16 protein-coding genes, 1 tRNA gene and 1 other RNA gene are annotated in these 14,973 nt (G+C 68.6%); 10 read left to right on the top strand and 8 right to left on the bottom strand.

Features of this window, described 5'->3' with window-relative positions; genetic code table 11:
- The first annotated feature begins 4 nt into the window (after window positions 1-4).
- The 3 genes from ACZ5PP_RS18240 (at window position 5) to ybaK (ending at window position 2,023) form a co-directional block, all read left to right on the top strand.
- Window positions 5-493: a methylated-DNA--[protein]-cysteine S-methyltransferase gene (locus ACZ5PP_RS18240; RefSeq protein WP_004323466.1), complete on the top strand. Its 489-nt coding sequence runs from the start codon at window positions 5-7 to the stop codon at window positions 491-493.
- The gene (gene xerD / locus ACZ5PP_RS18235) at window positions 490-1,419 is read left to right on the top strand and encodes a site-specific tyrosine recombinase XerD (protein WP_464826427.1); all 930 of its coding nucleotides are present in this window, start codon (window positions 490-492) and stop codon (window positions 1,417-1,419) included. The genes ACZ5PP_RS18240 and xerD overlap by 4 nt, the downstream gene beginning before the upstream one ends.
- A gap of 115 nt (window positions 1,420-1,534) precedes the next feature.
- Entirely contained in the window at window positions 1,535-2,023 is a 489-nt protein-coding gene (ybaK, locus tag ACZ5PP_RS18230; RefSeq protein ID WP_004323469.1) for a Cys-tRNA(Pro) deacylase, read from the top strand.
- A gap of 19 nt (window positions 2,024-2,042) precedes the next feature.
- Here the strand turns inward: ybaK and ACZ5PP_RS18225 are convergent, their stop codons facing one another.
- Window positions 2,043-2,417: a dihydroneopterin aldolase gene (locus tag ACZ5PP_RS18225; RefSeq protein WP_004323471.1), complete on the bottom strand. Its 375-nt coding sequence runs from the start codon at window positions 2,415-2,417 to the stop codon at window positions 2,043-2,045.
- Between the two features lie 167 nt (window positions 2,418-2,584).
- Between ACZ5PP_RS18225 and plsY the strand changes: the two genes are divergently transcribed.
- A complete protein-coding gene (gene plsY / locus ACZ5PP_RS18220; protein WP_004323472.1) occupies window positions 2,585-3,193 on the top strand; it encodes a glycerol-3-phosphate 1-O-acyltransferase PlsY in 609 nt (202 codons plus the stop codon).
- 217 nt (window positions 3,194-3,410) lie between these two features.
- Here the strand turns inward: plsY and tsaD are convergent, their stop codons facing one another.
- Entirely contained in the window at window positions 3,411-4,451 is a 1,041-nt protein-coding gene (tsaD, locus tag ACZ5PP_RS18215) for a tRNA (adenosine(37)-N6)-threonylcarbamoyltransferase complex transferase subunit TsaD (RefSeq protein WP_012584910.1), read from the bottom strand.
- On the opposite strand from tsaD, the gene ACZ5PP_RS18210 reads away from it, so the two are divergent.
- The 5 genes from ACZ5PP_RS18210 (at window position 4,435) to ACZ5PP_RS18190 (ending at window position 9,025) form a co-directional block, all read left to right on the top strand.
- The gene (locus ACZ5PP_RS18210) at window positions 4,435-4,626 is read left to right on the top strand and encodes a hypothetical protein (RefSeq protein ID WP_187283028.1); all 192 of its coding nucleotides are present in this window, start codon (window positions 4,435-4,437) and stop codon (window positions 4,624-4,626) included. The two genes, tsaD and ACZ5PP_RS18210, sit on opposite strands and share 17 nt — an antisense overlap.
- Complete coding sequence (gene rpsU / locus ACZ5PP_RS18205; RefSeq protein WP_002924646.1) at window positions 4,589-4,801, top strand: 30S ribosomal protein S21; 213 nt, start codon at window positions 4,589-4,591, stop codon at window positions 4,799-4,801. The genes ACZ5PP_RS18210 and rpsU overlap by 38 nt, the downstream gene beginning before the upstream one ends.
- Before the next feature lie 160 nt (window positions 4,802-4,961).
- Window positions 4,962-6,857, top strand: coding sequence for a DNA primase (dnaG, locus tag ACZ5PP_RS18200; protein WP_464826426.1), 1,896 nt, complete (start codon window positions 4,962-4,964; stop codon window positions 6,855-6,857).
- A gap of 49 nt (window positions 6,858-6,906) precedes the next feature.
- The gene (rpoD, locus tag ACZ5PP_RS18195) at window positions 6,907-8,907 is read left to right on the top strand and encodes an RNA polymerase sigma factor RpoD (RefSeq protein ID WP_004302431.1); all 2,001 of its coding nucleotides are present in this window, start codon (window positions 6,907-6,909) and stop codon (window positions 8,905-8,907) included.
- A 42-nt stretch (window positions 8,908-8,949) separates the two neighbouring features.
- Window positions 8,950-9,025 (top strand) — tRNA-Ile (locus ACZ5PP_RS18190).
- Between the two features lie 236 nt (window positions 9,026-9,261).
- Here ACZ5PP_RS18190 and tnpC read toward each other — a convergent pair.
- From tnpC to tnpA, 3 genes are read right to left on the bottom strand one after another with little or no spacing between them, the layout of a single operon-like run.
- On the bottom strand, window positions 9,262-11,007 hold the full coding sequence (gene tnpC / locus ACZ5PP_RS18185; protein WP_012584783.1) for an IS66 family transposase: 1,746 nt from the start codon (window positions 11,005-11,007) through the stop codon (window positions 9,262-9,264).
- A 22-nt stretch (window positions 11,008-11,029) separates the two neighbouring features.
- On the bottom strand, window positions 11,030-11,389 hold the full coding sequence (gene tnpB, locus ACZ5PP_RS18180) for an IS66 family insertion sequence element accessory protein TnpB (RefSeq protein WP_012584784.1): 360 nt from the start codon (window positions 11,387-11,389) through the stop codon (window positions 11,030-11,032).
- Window positions 11,389-11,706 carry an IS66 family insertion sequence element accessory protein TnpA gene (gene tnpA, locus ACZ5PP_RS18175; RefSeq protein WP_012584785.1) on the bottom strand — a complete coding sequence of 106 codons (318 nt, stop codon included), beginning with the start codon at window positions 11,704-11,706 and terminating at the stop codon, window positions 11,389-11,391. The genes tnpB and tnpA overlap by 1 nt, the downstream gene beginning before the upstream one ends.
- A 195-nt stretch (window positions 11,707-11,901) precedes the next feature.
- Here tnpA and ACZ5PP_RS18170 point away from each other — a divergent pair, with 195 nt between their 5' ends.
- Window positions 11,902-12,717 carry a fibro-slime domain-containing protein gene (locus tag ACZ5PP_RS18170; protein ID WP_464826425.1) on the top strand — a complete coding sequence of 272 codons (816 nt, stop codon included), beginning with the start codon at window positions 11,902-11,904 and terminating at the stop codon, window positions 12,715-12,717.
- A gap of 116 nt (window positions 12,718-12,833) precedes the next feature.
- On the opposite strand, the gene ssrA is transcribed toward ACZ5PP_RS18170, so the two are convergent.
- From ssrA to acuI, 3 genes are all read right to left on the bottom strand, one after another.
- Window positions 12,834-13,161: a transfer-messenger RNA gene (gene ssrA, locus ACZ5PP_RS18165) on the bottom strand.
- Between the two features lie 87 nt (window positions 13,162-13,248).
- Window positions 13,249-13,827 (bottom strand): peroxidase-related enzyme, encoded by a 579-nt coding sequence (locus tag ACZ5PP_RS18160; RefSeq protein WP_004302438.1) that lies wholly within the window; start codon window positions 13,825-13,827, stop codon window positions 13,249-13,251.
- Between the two features lie 36 nt (window positions 13,828-13,863).
- Window positions 13,864-14,847, bottom strand: coding sequence for an acrylyl-CoA reductase (NADPH) (acuI, locus tag ACZ5PP_RS18155; protein WP_004302439.1), 984 nt, complete (start codon window positions 14,845-14,847; stop codon window positions 13,864-13,866).
- Window positions 14,848-14,973: the final 126 nt, after the last annotated feature.

Here is a 14,973-nt window from a genome sequence, read left to right as displayed (position 1 = left end):
CGCCATGACGGCGGGCCGTGCTCCCGCGTCCGTATTCGACGCCGTGATCGCGCTGCCCTTCGGCCCCTTCGGCATCCGCGCGCACGACGGGCAGGTGCAGGAGCTCGTCTTCCTGCCTCCGGGCACGCCCTTGCACGAACCGCGCAACGCCAGCGCCGGCGCCGCGGCGCACGCGCTGCGCGCCTGGATCGACGACCCCGACCAGCCCTTCCCGGTGCCGCTCGCACCCTGCGGCACGCCCTTCCGTCGTCGCGTATGGACGGCCATCGCGGCAATCCCGCGCGGACGTACCGCAACCTACGGCGAGCTCGCCGCCAGCCTGGACAGCGCGCCGCGCGCGGTCGGCCAGGCCTGCGGCGCCAACCCCTTTCCCCTGATCGTGCCCTGCCACCGCGTGACCTCGGCCGCCGGGCTCGGTGGCTTCGCCAACGCCCGCGAAGGCTGGCTCCTCGACGTCAAGCGCTGGCTGCTCGCTTTCGAAGGGGCGCTGTGAGCGGACGCGCGCCGGCACGCGAAGCCGGCCTGCAGCCCGCGCACCGCGCCGAGCTCGACCGCTTCGCCGATGCGCTCTGGCTCGAGCACGGGCTGGCCAGGAACACCCTCGCCGGCTACCGCAGCGACCTCGCCCGCTTCGCCGCCTGGCTGGAGACGCGTGCGCAACGCCTGCCCGCCGCCGCCGGCGCGGACCTCGCCGCCTACCTCGCCGAATTCAGCCGCACCGCGAAGCCGGCGAGCCAACGCCGGCTGATCGCCGCGTGGCGGCGCTATTACCGCCTGCTCCTCGCCAACCGCGAGATCGCCGAGGACCCCACGCTGGCGATCGACACCCCGCGCGCGGCCGAACGCTTTCCCAAGACCCTGAGCGAGCCCCAGGTCGAGGCCCTGCTCGCCGCTCCCGCGCTCGACACCCCGCAAGGCCTGCGCGACCGCTGCATGCTGGAGGTGCTCTACGCCGCCGGCCTGCGGGTCTCCGAGCTGGTCGGCCTGAAGATCTTCGCGGTGGGGGTGAATGAGGGCGTGGTGCGGGTCATGGGCAAGGGCAGCAAGGAGCGCCTGGTGCCGCTCGGCGAGATCGCCGCCGACTGGCTGCAGCGCTACCTGGCCGAGGCACGCCCGGTCCTGCTCGCCGGCCGCAGCTGCGACGAGATCTTCGTGACCCGCCTGGGGGCGGCGATGTCGCGCCAGATGTTCTGGCGCCTGATCAAGCACTACGCCCTCGCCGCCGGCATCGCGCCCGAGCGCATCTCGCCCCACACCCTGCGCCACGCCTTCGCCACCCACCTGCTCAACCACGGCGCCGACCTGCGCGTGGTGCAGCTGCTGCTCGGCCACGCCGACATCTCGACCACGCAGATCTACACCCACGTCGCGCGCGAGCGCCTCAAGCAGCTGCACGCGCGCCACCATCCGCGCGCATGAGCGCGCCGGCCGCGGCCGGGGCGACGCGTCCATACGCCCCGGCATGGCGGATGGCACTACAATGTGGAGACCGCGCCGCCCGCTCGCGGCGGCGCGCCCGACAGGCCGTCCGATCATGAGCAGAAACGAAGCCCACGCCCCCGAGACCCCCGCCACCCGCTTCCTGCGCCAGCACGGCGTCGCCTTCTCCAGCCACCTCTACGAATACGAGGAGCACGGCGGCACCACGGTGTCTTCGCGCGAACTCAACGTGCCCGAGCACGCGGTGGTCAAGACCCTGATCATGGAGGACGAGAACGCGCAGCCGATGGTGGTGCTGATGCATGGCGACCACAAGGTGTCCACCAAGGAGCTCGCGCGCCAGATCCCGTGCAAGCACGTCGAGACCTGCAAGCCGGAGACCGCGAACCGCCACAGCGGCTATCTGGTGGGCGGCACCTCGCCCTTCGGCACGCGCAAGAAGATGCCGGTGTACATGGAGCGCACCGTGCTCGATCTGCCGCTGGTCTACATCAACGGCGGGCGGCGCGGCTTCCTGGTCGGGATCCACCCGCACGACCTGCTGCGCGTGCTCCAGCCCAGGCTGGTGCAGGTGGCGAACTGAAGCGAGCGCACGCGGGCGCTCAGGCGGCCGGCGGTACGACCACACCCGCCTTGCTGCGCTGGATATAGACGCCGACGCGGCGCACATCCTTCATCACCCCGATCTTGCCCACCTTGAGCTTGACCCAGGGCGCGCCGAACTCCTCGAACAGCAGCTTGACGACGAACTCGCCCAGACTCTCGATGAGGTTGAAGTGGCGCTCGCCGAGCTCGCGGCGAATGCGCTCGGTCACCACCGCATAGTCGATGGTGTCGGCGATGTCGTCGTGCTCTGCGGCGGCGTCGGGAACGCCGAAGGTGAGGTTCAGCTCGACCGTCTGCGGGCCGGTCTTCTCGCGCGCGTAGATGCCGACCCAGGCCTTGACCCGCAGTTCCTCGATGAAGATGAAATCCATGCTGCTTCCCGTTTAGAATCGTCCGGATTCTAACGCGCCCCCGCGCGCGCGCCCGGAAAAGCTGTCGCACACCATCGGTGCCGGCTTGTGACAGGCGAGGCGTGCCGGATGCCCCCTCCCCCCTTCCGTCCCTTTCGAGCTGCCCGCCGGCGGGCAGTGGAGCCAAGATGTCCACCCTGCTTCTGATCGTCGCCGCCTACCTGCTCGGCTCCATTCCCTTCGCGATCGTCACCAGCCGCCTGTTCGGCCTGGAAGATCCGCGCAAGTACGGCTCGGGCAACCCCGGCGCGACCAACGTGCTGCGCAGCGGCAACAAGGCCGCGGCCGTGCTCACCCTGCTCGGCGACGCGCTCAAGGGCTGGCTGGCGGTGTGGGCGGCGCTGCGCCTCGGCTTCGAGCCGGACATCGCCGCGCTCGCCGGGCTGGCCGCCTTCCTCGGCCACGTGTTCTCGCTCTTCCTGCGCTTCAACGGCGGCAAGGGCGTGGCCACCGCGCTCGGCGTACTCGCCGGGGTCGACGCACGCATCGCGATCTTCTGCGCGGTGATCTGGCTTATGGTGGCCTACACCACGCGCTACTCCTCGGCCGCGGCGCTGTCGGCGGCGCTCGCCGCGCCCCTCGCGGGCCTGCTCTTCCTCGGCGCCAAGCCGGCGGTCGGCCTGCTCGCGGTGATGACGGCGGTGCTGTTCTGGCGCCACAAGGAGAACATCGCCCGCCTGCGCGCCGGCACCGAGGGCAAGATCGGCGGCAAGAAGAAGGACGGGCCGGCGGCGTAAGGCCTCCGGGCGCGCGGAGGTCCATGCAGGAGCGCCCGCAGGCGCGAATGCGGGGGAGGAGCGGCGGCTCTGATGCCGGGCGCCGGGTTCGCGGCTTGCGCCGCTCCTACAAAGGGAAGCCGCAACGTTTCCTGTGGGAGCGCCGCCAGGCGCGAATACGGCGGTGGAGCGGCGGCGGCTCTGATGCCGGGCGCCGGGTTCGCGGCTTGCGCCGCTCCTACAGGATGGCGGGCGCCTGCACCGGCGGGCGCAGTTCGACCATGGGCCAGCGCGGGCGGATGCGGACGGCGCAGACTTCCGGCACGGACTCGCCGGCCGCCAGGCGCAAGGCGCCGGCGAAGGCGATCATGGCGCCGTTGTCGGTGCACAGCGCCGGCTCGGGGTAATGCACGCGCCCGCCGCGGCGCGCGAGCGCGGCGTCCAGGGTGGCGCGCAGGCAGCGGTTGGCACCCACCCCGCCGGCCACTACGAGGGTCTTCAGCCCCACCTTCTTCAGCGCCGCGAGCGCCTTCGCGCACAGCACATCGACCACGGCCTGCTGAAACTCGGCAGCGAGGTCGGCCATGCGCGCCGGGTCCCAGTCGGGCGCCGACACCACGTTGAGCACCGCGGTCTTGAGACCGCTGAAGCTGAAGTCGAGGTCCCCCGAGTGCAGCATCGGCCGCGGCAGGCGGAAGCGGCCGGGCACGCCGGATTCGGCCAGCCCGGCGAGCTGCGGCCCGCCGGGATAGCCCAGGCCGAGCAGCTTGGCGGTCTTGTCGAAGGCCTCGCCGGCGGCGTCGTCCACCGACTCGCCGAGCAGCGCGTAGTCGCCCACCCCGCGCACCCGCATCAGCTGGGTGTGGCCGCCCGAAACCAGCAAGGCCACGAAGGGGAAGGCCGGAGGATCGGCCGACAGCAGCGGCGACAGCAGGTGGCCCTCGAGGTGATGCACCGGCAGCGCCGGGATCCCGCGCGCCATCGCGAACGACTCCGCCACGCTCGCCCCCACCAGCAGCGCGCCCGCGAGCCCGGGACCGCTGGTGTAGGCCACGGCGTCGATGTCCGCGGCGGCGAGGCCGGCCGCGGCCAGGGTCTGGCGCAGCAGCAGCGGCAGGCGGCGGATGTGATCGCGCGAGGCGAGCTCGGGCACCACCCCGCCGTAGGCCGCGTGCAGGTCGATCTGCGAGTGCAGGCAGTGCGCGCGCAGGCCGGTGTCGGTGTCGTAGATCGCCACGCCGGTCTCGTCGCAGGAGGTTTCGATGCCGAGCACTTTCATCGGGATGCATCCGTTTGATTCGGTGTCGCATTTTAACCCGCCACCGCCGGCGCGGGCGATCCGCGGCCTTGCCATCGACGGTCGGCTGGTTTATATTCGCGGTCTTTCTGCCCACCAGACACCCAAGGAAGTCCGCAATGCCCGGTATCCGCGTCAAGGAAAACGAGCCGTTTGAAGTTGCGATCCGCCGCTTCAAGCGCACCATCGAGAAGACCGGTGTGCTGACCGAACTGCGCTCGCGCGAGTTCTACGAAAAGCCCACCGCCGAGCGCAAGCGCAAGCTGGCCGCCGCCGTCAAGCGCAACCACAAGCGCCTGCGCAGCCAGACGCTGCCGCCGAAGCTCTACTGATCCGGTACGCGACCCGCCCTCGCGGGACGCCCATGCCCGCCCTGGCGGGCGATCACACGCCGGCCCGGGGTCGCTCGATCCCCGCCCGGCGTGATGCTTTTTCACGAACACCCGTCGTCCGCGCATGCGGAAGCGACGGGCGTTTGTCTTTGCGCGCGCGATGATTCCCCAGTCCTTCGTCCAGGAACTGCTTTCCCGCGTCGACATCGTCGACGTCATCGAACGCTACCTCCCGCTCAAGAAGAGCGGCGCCAACTACTTCGCCTGCTGCCCCTTCCACGGCGAGAAATCCGCCTCGTTCTCGGTCAGCCCGTCCAAGCAGTTCTACCACTGCTTCGGTTGCGGCGTGCACGGTAGCGCGGTCGGCTTCCTGATGGAGTACAGCGGGCTGGGCTTCGTCGACGCGATCAAGGAGCTCGCTGCCCAGGTCGGCCTGCAGGTGCCCGACGATGGCCGCAGCGCGGCACCCGTGCATGACGACCCGAGCGAACGCCTTTATGAGGCGATGGCGGTGGCGGCGCGCTTCTACCGCGACCAGCTCAAGCCTTCCCGCCAGGCCATCGACTACCTCAAGCGCCGCGGGCTGTCGGGCGAGGTCGCCGCGCGCTTCGGGCTCGGCTACGCGCCCGACGAGTGGCAGGCGCTGGAGAAGGCCTTCCCCGACTACCAGGCGAAGACGCTCGCCGACGCCGGCCTGGTCATCGACAACGAGCAGGGGCGGCGCTACGACCGCTTCCGCAACCGCATCATCTTCCCGATCCACGACCGCCGCGGACGCATCATCGCCTTCGGCGGGCGCGTGCTCGACAAGGGCGAACCCAAGTACCTGAACTCGCCCGAGACCCCGCTGTTCGAGAAGGGGCGCGAGCTCTACGGCCTCTTCCTGGCGCAGAAGGCGATCCGCGACGCCGGCTTCGCGGTCGTGGTCGAGGGCTACATGGACGTGGTCGCGCTCGCCCAGTTCGCCATCGAGAATGCGGTCGCCACGCTCGGCACCGCGACCACGCCGCAGCATATCCACACCCTGCTGCGCCAGACCGACCGCATCGTGTTCTGCTTCGACGGCGACGCCGCAGGCCGCCGCGCGGCATGGCGTGCGCTCGAGAACGCACTCGAATCCCTGCGCGACGACGCCACCCTGGCCTTCCTGTTCCTGCCCGCCGAGCACGACCCGGACTCCTTCGTGCGCGCCGAGGGTGCCGAAGCCTTCCGCAAGGCCGCGCTAGCCGCCACCCCGCTGGGGAGCTTCCTGATCCAGGAGCTGTCCGGCCGCCATCCGCTCGACAGCGCCGAGGGCCGCGCGGCCTTCGTGCATGAGGCGGCGCCGCTGGTCACTCGCATCGCCGCGCCGCTGCTGAAGCTGCAGGTGGTGAAGGCGGTGGCCGAGAGCGCGGGCATGACCCAGGGCGAGGTCGAATACGCCTTCGAGCAGCTCGCCGCCAGCGCCCCGCGCCGGCGTGGCGCCTCGGCGCCCACCCCGCCCCGCGCCCCCGCCGCGAGCATCGCAAGCGCCGAGGCGGACACCCCCTTCTTCGACGATGCCCCCCCGCCCGCCCGCAGCGCGCCGCCGCGCGGCCAGGCGCCGCGCCCGCGCGCGGGCGGCCGGCGCAAGCCCCCCTCCACCGCCGGCACCCTGCTGCGCCTGGTGATGCAGCACCCGACCTGGGCCGCGCGCATGCCGGTCGGCCTGGTGCCCGACGACAGCCCGGAAGGCCTCGCGCTGATCGCGATCATCGACCTCTGCAGCCTCGGCGAGCCGATCCCCTCGGGCGGACTGGGCGCGCTGATCGAGCGCTTCCGCGAGACACCCCACGCCGAAACCCTCTCGCGTGTCGCCGCGGAACTCGTGGAGGCGGAATTCGACGAAGCGGTGGTCGAGACGCTGTTCGAGGACGCCCTGCGCAAACTGCAGATCGACGGCGTCGGCAAGGAGATCACCGCCCTGCTACAACGGGATCGTGAGCAAGGCCTGGACGCCGCCGGCCGCCATCGCCTCGGAGAGCTGCTGCTCGAGAAGCGGAACCTCGCGAGCAGCGGCAAAGTCTCAGATTTATAGTACAATTTCGGGTTTCCCCATTTTCTTACACCCTCACTTGAGGAGTGCTATGGCACGCGAAAAAGCCAAGGACCCACGCAAGGACGCCCCCGCGAAGGGCCGCCCTGCCAAGGCCAAGGACAAGGCAGCCCCGGTGGTCGAAAGCCCCGCCGCCACCCCGCTCGACGCGGAGGTGCGCCGCACCCGGCTGAAGACGCTGATCACGCTCGGCAAGGAACGCGGCTATCTCACCTACGCCGAGATCAGCGACCACCTCCCCGACGATGTGGCCGATGCCGAGCAGATCGAAGGCATCATCGCCACCTTCAACAACATGGGCATCCAGGTCTATGACGAGGCGCCGGCCGCCGAAGACCTGCTCATGTCGGACAGCGTCGCCACCAACGTGGACGAGGACGTCGCCGAAGAGGAAGCCGAACAGGCGCTGTCCTCGGTCGACTCCGAATTCGGCCGCACCACCGACCCGGTGCGCATGTACATGCGCGAGATGGGCACGGTCGAGCTGCTCACCCGCGAGGGCGAGATCGAGATCGCCAAGCGCATCGAGGACGGCCTCAAGCACATGGTGCAGGCCATCTCCGCCTGCCCGACCACGATCGCCGAGATGCTCGGCATCGTCGACCGCATCGCCGCCGACGATGCCAAGATCGACGAGCTGGTCGACGGCCTGATCGACCCCAACGCCGGCAGCGCCGAGGAAGCGGCCGCGGAGGAGGAGTCCGCCGACGAGGACACCGAGGCCGAAGAGGACGAGGGCGCGGAGGACGAGGACGAGGGCGACGACGAGGAAGACAGCGCCGAGAGCGCCGAGCGCGCCAATGCCGCCTCGCTGCTGCAACTCAAGAACGACGCGCTCGCCCGCTTCGACGTCATCCGCGGGCTGTACGAGAAGAAGATGCAGGCGCTCGAGAAGCGTGGCTCGCAGGACCTCTCCTACCTCGCGCTGCAGCAGCAGATCTCCGACGAGCTGCTCAACATCCGCTTCACCGCCAAGGCCATCGAGAAGCTGTGCGACTCGGTGCGCCACATGGTCGAGCAGGTGCGCAGCCACGAGCGCCAGATCCTGCAGCTGTGCGTGGATCGCGCCGGCATGCCGCGCCAGCACTTCATCAAGGTGTTCCCCGGCCAGGAAGTGAACCTCGACTGGCTCAAGGACGAGATCGCCGCCGGCAAGAACTACGCCGACGGCCTGATGCGCATCCACCCCGCGGTGCTCGAGGAGCAGCAGAAGCTCATCGACCTGCAGGACCGCATCGGCATCCCGCTCAAGGAACTCAAGGACATCAACCGCCAGATGTCCACCGGCGAAGCCAAGATGCGTCGCGCCAAGCGCGAGATGACCGAGGCCAACCTGCGCCTGGTGATCTCGATCGCGAAGAAGTACACCAACCGCGGCCTGCAGTTCCTCGACCTCATCCAGGAAGGCAACATCGGCCTGATGAAGGCGGTGGACAAGTTCGAATACCGCCGCGGCTACAAGTTCTCGACCTACGCCACGTGGTGGATCCGCCAGGCCATCACGCGCTCGATCGCCGACCAGGCGCGCACCATCCGCATCCCGGTGCACATGATCGAGACGATCAACAAGATGAACCGCATCAGCCGCCAGATCCTGCAGGAGACCGGTCAGGAGCCGGATCCCGCGACGCTGGCCGAGAAGATGGAGATGCCCGAGGAGAAGATCCGCAAGATCATGAAGATCTCCAAGGAGCCGATCTCCATGGAGACGCCGATCGGCGACGACGACGACTCTCACCTGGGCGACTTCATCGAGGACACCGCCACCCTGGCCCCGGCCGAGGCGGCGATGTACTCCGGCCTGCGCGACGCCACCTGCGAGGTGCTCGACTCGCTGACCCAGCGCGAGGCCAAGGTGCTGCGCATGCGCTTCGGCATCGAGATGAACACCGACCACACGCTGGAAGAGGTCGGCAAGCAGTTCGACGTCACCCGCGAGCGCATCCGCCAGATCGAAGCCAAGGCCCTGCGCAAGCTGCGCCACCCGAGCCGCTCCGAGAAGCTGCGCAGCTTCCTCGACAGCGACGCGTAAAGGCCCGGTGCACCGCCCGGCGGCGCCCGCCGTCGGGCATGCGGGCCTTTAGCTCAACGGTTAGAGCAGAGGACTCATAATCCTTTGGTTGCGGGTTCGAATCCCGCAGGGCCCACCAACGTTTTCAAGCACAACGCCAGTCCTCCCCGGGGCTGGCGTTGTGCTTTTCGGGTCTCCCACATTCCGTCCAAGGCAGCGTCGTACTGGAAGGGGCACTGGCGCGTGCCGCCGATCGAGTCGTTGTCGGCGTTTTTTACAGTTCCGCCCGGATCACGCCAGCCAATCACCTTGCCCGCAAGAATTTCCTATTTTTCATTCGTAAGCGCTCCACGAACCCCATCCTTCCCGGGCTCTTTACGCCGTGATCAACTGCTCAGCCTTGAGATTCCAGGGCAGGAGGGCCTCGAAATGTTCGACGTTGGTCGCGGTGGGCAAGGCGCGCAGCACGTGGCGCAGCCACAGATACGGCTCGAAGCCGTTGGCCTTGGCGGTTTCGACCAGCGAGTAGAGGAGTGCGCTGGCACGCGCACCGGCCTGAGTGTCCGAGAAGAGCCATGCCTTTCTCCCGACCACGAAGGGACGGATGGCGTTTTCGGCGGGGTTGTTGTCGATCGGCAGATCGCCGCGCTCGAGGTAGCGCGTCAGACGCGGCCACTGCCGATGCAGGTAGCCCAGGGCACCCCCGAGCACCGAGGTGGGCGGCACGGTGGGGAGCACTTGGTCGAGCCAACGGCGCAGTTCGTCGATGACGGCGCGGCTTCTGCTCTGGCGTAGCGCCAGGCGCTGGGCGTCGTTCAGTTCGCGCGCGTCCTTCTCGATGGCGTAGAGCTTGCCGATCAGGGCCAGCGCTTCGTGGGCGCGGCCGCGCTTGCCGGCAGGCAGCACCTTGCTGGCATCGACGAAACGACGTCGCGCGTGCACCCAGCAACCGAGCCGGGTCACCCCTTCGGTGAAGGCAATTGCGCCGTAGCTCTCGAGCCCGTCGGCCATCAGATGCCCCTTCCAGCCTTCGAGCAGGCGTAAGGGCACCGCCTGCGCGCGGCTCGGATCGTACTCGAAGAGGACCACCGGCTTGCCCGGCGGTCCGCCGCGCTGCACCCACATCTGGCTCTTGCTCGTGGCTGCCCGGCCAGGCTCCTTGAGCACCTGCACCGGGGTTTCGTCCATGTGGATGACGTCGTGCCCGAGCAGCACGTCGCGCATCAGGTTGGCGAGCGGCTGCAGCGCCTGGGCGGTACCGATCACCCAGCGCGCCAGGGTCTGGCGCGGCACAAGCACGCCTGCGCGAGCGAGCACGTACTCGAAACGCGCCAGCGGCAGCCCATCGACGTACTTGATGACGATCAGCAAGGCCAGCAGGTCGTTGCTGGCGTTGCTCTTGGGCAGCACCTGCGCCGGGGCGCGGGCGGTGACCGGCGCCTGGTCGCCCTCGGGGCAGCCGTAGCGCTTGCGGATATGGCGCAGCACACGCACCTGCATCGGGACGATGTCGAGCTGTTCGCTGACGTCCTGGCCGATCTCGACCATGGGCGTGCCGCAGGCGCAGGTGCGCTCGGCCTCGGGGACGTCATGGACGACGTCGATGCGCGGCAGCTCGATGGGCAAGGGCTTGCGCTTACCACGCGCCTTCTTCTTGCCGGTGTCGGCGGACGCCTCACCCGTCGTCTCGGTGGCCGGCGGCGGCAAGGTTGCGGTGTCGAGCGCCTCGGGTGCGGACTCGGCCAGCGCCTCGGCCTCGTCGAAGAGCCAGGCCTGGCCCGCGTGCGATTCGCTGCTGGGCCCGAACATGCGCCGACGCGCCAGGCGAAGCTGCTCGTAGAGCTCGAGGATGCGTGCCTCGAAGGCCTTTTGCAGTTCAGCCTCCCGCGCATCGAAGGCTCTTTGGCGTTCAGCCTCCCGCGCATCGAAGACTTTCTGGAGTGCGGCCTCACGGGCCTCGAAGGCTGCCTGCCGTTCGGCTTCACGCGTCTCGAAGGCACGCTGCTGTGCCAGCAACAAGGCTTTGAGCGTTGCTGGATCGTCGGGCAACAGCTCGGCCAGGACGGATGCGCACACGCCAACGGAAGGGTTCGAGCGAGGGGCGGCGGTACGTTGCGGCATGCCGGAATTATACCCGATCACGCTACGTAACTGATTGGTATTGCAGCGTTTTATGCGGCCTTGCCGCCCACAGATCGAAGCCCTCAAGCAGCCATTCGAGCTCCTTCATCGTCAGTACGCAGGTGGGCTCGCCCGCCTCGGCCGCCGGCCAGGCGAAGCGCTCGGCTTCGAGCCGCTTGTACCAGAGGCAAAAGCCGTTGCGGTGCCAGTACAGCGCCTTGAGCTTGTCGCGGCGACGGTTGATGAACAGGTACAGTGCGTCGCCGAACGGGTTCAGCCCCAGCTCCTGCTCGACCAGTGCCGACAGTCCGCCGATGGATTTGCGAAAGTCGATCGCCGGCCGGTACAGATACACCGCACCGATCGAATGCCCCGGGTGCATCAGCGCCCCCGCTCGGCAAGGGCCACCGACAGCGCGGCCAGCCAGTCGACGCCGGGCAGCATCGCGCATTCGAGCCGCAACTGCGCGTCGATCACCACCGTGCAGCCCGCGCGGGGCGTCATCGAGGGTTCGATCTGGATCGGGACGAATCCGCCAAGCTTGGCGCGGCTACGACGGCCACCGGCCACCAGGCGCTTGCGCCACTGGTAGAGCGCCTGCGGCGACAGCCCCTCGCGCTCGGCGTACGCCTTCGTGGTGATGCCCTCGGCTTCGATTGCCGACAGGTGCGACAACCAGAACGTACTGCGCTCCGACATGCTCGTGCTCCCCGAAAAACGGAAGCCGAAGCATGAGGGCTCAACGGGGGCTACGTAAGGATGGGGTTCGTGGAGCGCTTACTTTCATTCAACAACTTGCCGAGTTTCACCCGAGACAGGCATGCCCCTTGCTTTACACCCTTCGAGACCCGGAGTTCCGGGAGTGTCACACGGGACCCGAAAGGAGTGATGATCATGCAAGTCAAACCTCTCTGCGCAGCGCTGACGCTGGCAGTGCTCGCCTCCACGGCATCGGCCGCCACGACGACGCTGTCCGGCACCATCCGCGATTTCTGCGCGCCATCGATCACGGGCACCACGGGCGCTACGACATGCACCCAGCTCGCCGATTTCGAAGGCGCCATCCCCGGGGTGGTGCCGAACATGACCGGAACGACCCTGAGCGGCGGGCTCCCCGTCGCCGGCGCGAACATCGTTGCCGGAGCTTCGACGGCGGCCAACTTCGCGAAATGGTACGTGGACAGCCCGGGCTACAACCTGAGCCAGGCCTTCTCGCTGACGCTCGGCGAAACCACGCCCGGAAGCGGCGTCTATTCGTACGCCTCGTCGAGCTTCTTCCCGATCGACGGCCAACTCTTCGGCAACCAGGGGCGCGGCCACAACTACCACTTCACGCTGCACCTCGAGGGCCAGCTCTCCTTTGCCGACCCCACCGCCGCTGCAGACAATTCATTCAGCTTCACCGGCGACGACGACCTGTGGGTGTTCGTGAATGGCATCCGGTTCATCGACCTCGGTGGCGTGCATGGCGCCGCAAGCGCCTCCTTCACCGAGGAGACGCTGAAGACCGCCGGACTGGCACCGGGAACGGCCTACGACCTGGATATCTTCTTCGCCGAGCGCCACACCAGCGAGTCGAATTTCAACATCACCACGAGCTTCGCGATCACGCCTCCTTCGAACAACGTGCCCGAGCCGGGAGGGCTCGCGCTGCTCGCCCTCGGACTCGCCGGCCTTGGGGCAATGCGACGCCGGTCTCCCACGCGCTGAGGCCGCGCCCGCGACGGCCGCCCGCCGGGCGGTCGTTCTTCGTGAAGTTCCGGAGAAAACGCAGCCTCGACGCGCGCAACGTCGCCGAATACAGGGAAATGCGGACCGCGTAGACGTGACGATGGGGACCGAAGTCCCCACCGGCTTTTCTTTGGTAACAAGGCTCAAGCAGCCTCGGCATAGGCCTTAAGCGGCCAGTGCGAAACGCTCATCGTTGGCGTTTATGGATTTGCGCGGATTACGTCCGTCGCCTCTCGGGTTGCCTGCTCACCTTTGCCCGCCCTGTCGAAACCGGTACACCCCCACCCAAGCACACTCCCGAATGCACTTGGGTGGAGGTGAGGGGAATCGAACCCCTGTCCAGAACGCCTCCAGATTGCCGGGATTACAACCATGCCCGCGATCTTACGCAGGTCGGCGGCTGCATTCAATGCCTGTGCGAGGACAAGGCCCGATCCGTTTGTAAGCAATTGCACCGCGCCGGACGAACTCCCTATCCGACGCGGCTCCAGCCCGCACGCACCTCGCACCTCACGCCTTCGGCACCCTCCCCATCAGGTAGAAGGGCTCGTTGGGCGGCGTACCGGTCAGATGCACCAGCCGGTTGCTCATGCTGAAGAAGGCGGTGATCGCGCCGATGTCCCAGATCGCCTCGTCGTCGAAGCCATGCGCGCGCAGGACCGCGAGGTCGGCCTCGTCGACCTCGGCGCCACGCGTGCTGAGCTTGATGGCGAAGTCGAGCATCGCGCGCTGGCGCGGGCTGATCTCGGCCTTGCGGTGATTGGTGGCGAGCTGGTCGGCGAGGCGCGGGTTCTTCGCGCGGATGCGCAGGATGGCGCCATGGGCGATCACGCAGTACAGGCACTGGCCGGCAGCCGAGGTGGCGACGACGATCATCTCGCGCTCGGCCTTGCTGAGGCCGACGTCCTTCTCCATCAGGGCGTCGTGGTAGTCGAAGAAGGCGCGGAACTCGGCCGGGCGGTGGGCGAGCATCAGGAACACGTTGGGCACGAAGCCCGCCTTCTCCTGCACGGCGAGGATGCGCTCGCGCACGTCCTCGGCAAGGTCGGCGAGTTCGGGCACCTTGAAGCGGCTGATGGTTTCGGTCATTGGAAGTTTCCTCCGTCGATGTGTTTATGGTCGGGTTCAGCGATCGACATCGACCACGATGCGCCCGCGCTCCTGGCCGTCGAGCAGCGCGGCGGCGGTGTCGACCACCTCGCCGAGGCCGATCTCGCGCGTCATGCGCTCGAGCTTGTGAACGTCGAGGTCGCGGGCGAGGCGGCTCCAGGCCTCGATGCGCTCCTCGCGCGGCGCCATCACGCAGTCGATGCCGACGAGAGTGACGCCGCGCAGGATGAAGGGTGCGACCGAGGCCGGGAAATCGAGTCCCTGCGCCAGGCCGCAGGCGGCGACCGTGCCGCGGTACAGGGTGGTCGCGCAGGCGTTGGCCAGGGTGTGGCTGCCCACCGTGTCGACCACCCCCGCCCAGCGCTCCTTGCCGAGTGCGCGGCCGGGGAGGCCGAGTTCGCTGCGGTCGATGATGGTGGTCGCGCCCAGTTCGCGCAGGTAGTCGGCCTCCTGCGGACGCCCGGTGGAGGCCACCACGGTGAAGCCCAGCCTGGAGAGCAGCGCGATCGCCACGCTGCCCACGCCGCCACTCGCGCCGGTCACCAGCACCTCGCCGCGCTGCGGAACGACGCCGTGGCGCTCGAGCGCCATCACGCACAGCATCGCGGTGTAGCCGGCGGTCCCGATCGCCATCGCCTGGCGCGGGGTGAAGGCCGCGGGCAGCGGCACCAGCCACTCGCCGCGCACGCGCGCACGCTGCGCGAGCCCGCCCCAGTGCACCTCGCTCGTCCCCCAGCCGTTGAGGATCACCTTGTCGCCCACCGCCACGCCTGGATGCGCGCTGGACTCGACCGTGCCGACGAGGTCGATGCCCGCGACCATCGGGAATTTGCGCACCACCGCACCACGCCCGGTGATCGCCAGGCCATCCTTGTAGTTCAGCGAAGAGTATTCCACCCGAACGCCGACGTCGCCTTCGGGCAGCGCGGCCTCGTCGAGCTCCTTCACCGCCGCGCGGTAGCCGGCATCATCCTTCTCGATCAGCACTGCCTTGAACATTTTTCTCTCCCTGGGCGCACCTCGCGCCGGTTTCGCAGTCGAACCCGCATGTTAAACGATGCCCGCATGGCGCTCGAACTTGGGCCCAAAGGGGCTCTCGGGTGATAATGTCGGACTGCCGAATCA

The sequence above is a fragment of the Thauera sp. DNT-1 genome (assembly GCF_055393985.1).
Note: the sequence above shows the minus strand (reverse complement) of the source record. Positions and strands in the feature narration are given on the sequence as shown.

Coding starts and splice junctions, on each gene's coding strand:
- ACZ5PP_RS18240 (WP_004323466.1), top strand. CDS start 5: ATGACGGCGGGCCGTGCTCCCGCGTCCGTATTCGACGCCGTGATCGCG.
- ybaK (WP_004323469.1), top strand. CDS start 1,535: ATGAGCAGAAACGAAGCCCACGCCCCCGAGACCCCCGCCACCCGCTTC.
- ACZ5PP_RS18225 (WP_004323471.1), bottom strand. CDS start 2,417: ATGGATTTCATCTTCATCGAGGAACTGCGGGTCAAGGCCTGGGTCGGC.
- plsY (WP_004323472.1), top strand. CDS start 2,585: ATGTCCACCCTGCTTCTGATCGTCGCCGCCTACCTGCTCGGCTCCATT.
- ACZ5PP_RS18210 (WP_187283028.1), top strand. CDS start 4,435: ATGCCGAGCACTTTCATCGGGATGCATCCGTTTGATTCGGTGTCGCAT.
- tsaD (WP_012584910.1), bottom strand. CDS start 4,451: ATGAAAGTGCTCGGCATCGAAACCTCCTGCGACGAGACCGGCGTGGCG.
- rpsU (WP_002924646.1), top strand. CDS start 4,589: ATGCCCGGTATCCGCGTCAAGGAAAACGAGCCGTTTGAAGTTGCGATC.
- dnaG (WP_464826426.1), top strand. CDS start 4,962: ATGATTCCCCAGTCCTTCGTCCAGGAACTGCTTTCCCGCGTCGACATC.
- rpoD (WP_004302431.1), top strand. CDS start 6,907: ATGGCACGCGAAAAAGCCAAGGACCCACGCAAGGACGCCCCCGCGAAG.
- tnpC (WP_012584783.1), bottom strand. CDS start 11,007: ATGCCGCAACGTACCGCCGCCCCTCGCTCGAACCCTTCCGTTGGCGTG.
- tnpB (WP_012584784.1), bottom strand. CDS start 11,389: ATGCACCCGGGGCATTCGATCGGTGCGGTGTATCTGTACCGGCCGGCG.
- tnpA (WP_012584785.1), bottom strand. CDS start 11,706: ATGTCGGAGCGCAGTACGTTCTGGTTGTCGCACCTGTCGGCAATCGAA.
- ACZ5PP_RS18170 (WP_464826425.1), top strand. CDS start 11,902: ATGCAAGTCAAACCTCTCTGCGCAGCGCTGACGCTGGCAGTGCTCGCC.
- ACZ5PP_RS18160 (WP_004302438.1), bottom strand. CDS start 13,827: ATGACCGAAACCATCAGCCGCTTCAAGGTGCCCGAACTCGCCGACCTT.
- acuI (WP_004302439.1), bottom strand. CDS start 14,847: ATGTTCAAGGCAGTGCTGATCGAGAAGGATGATGCCGGCTACCGCGCG.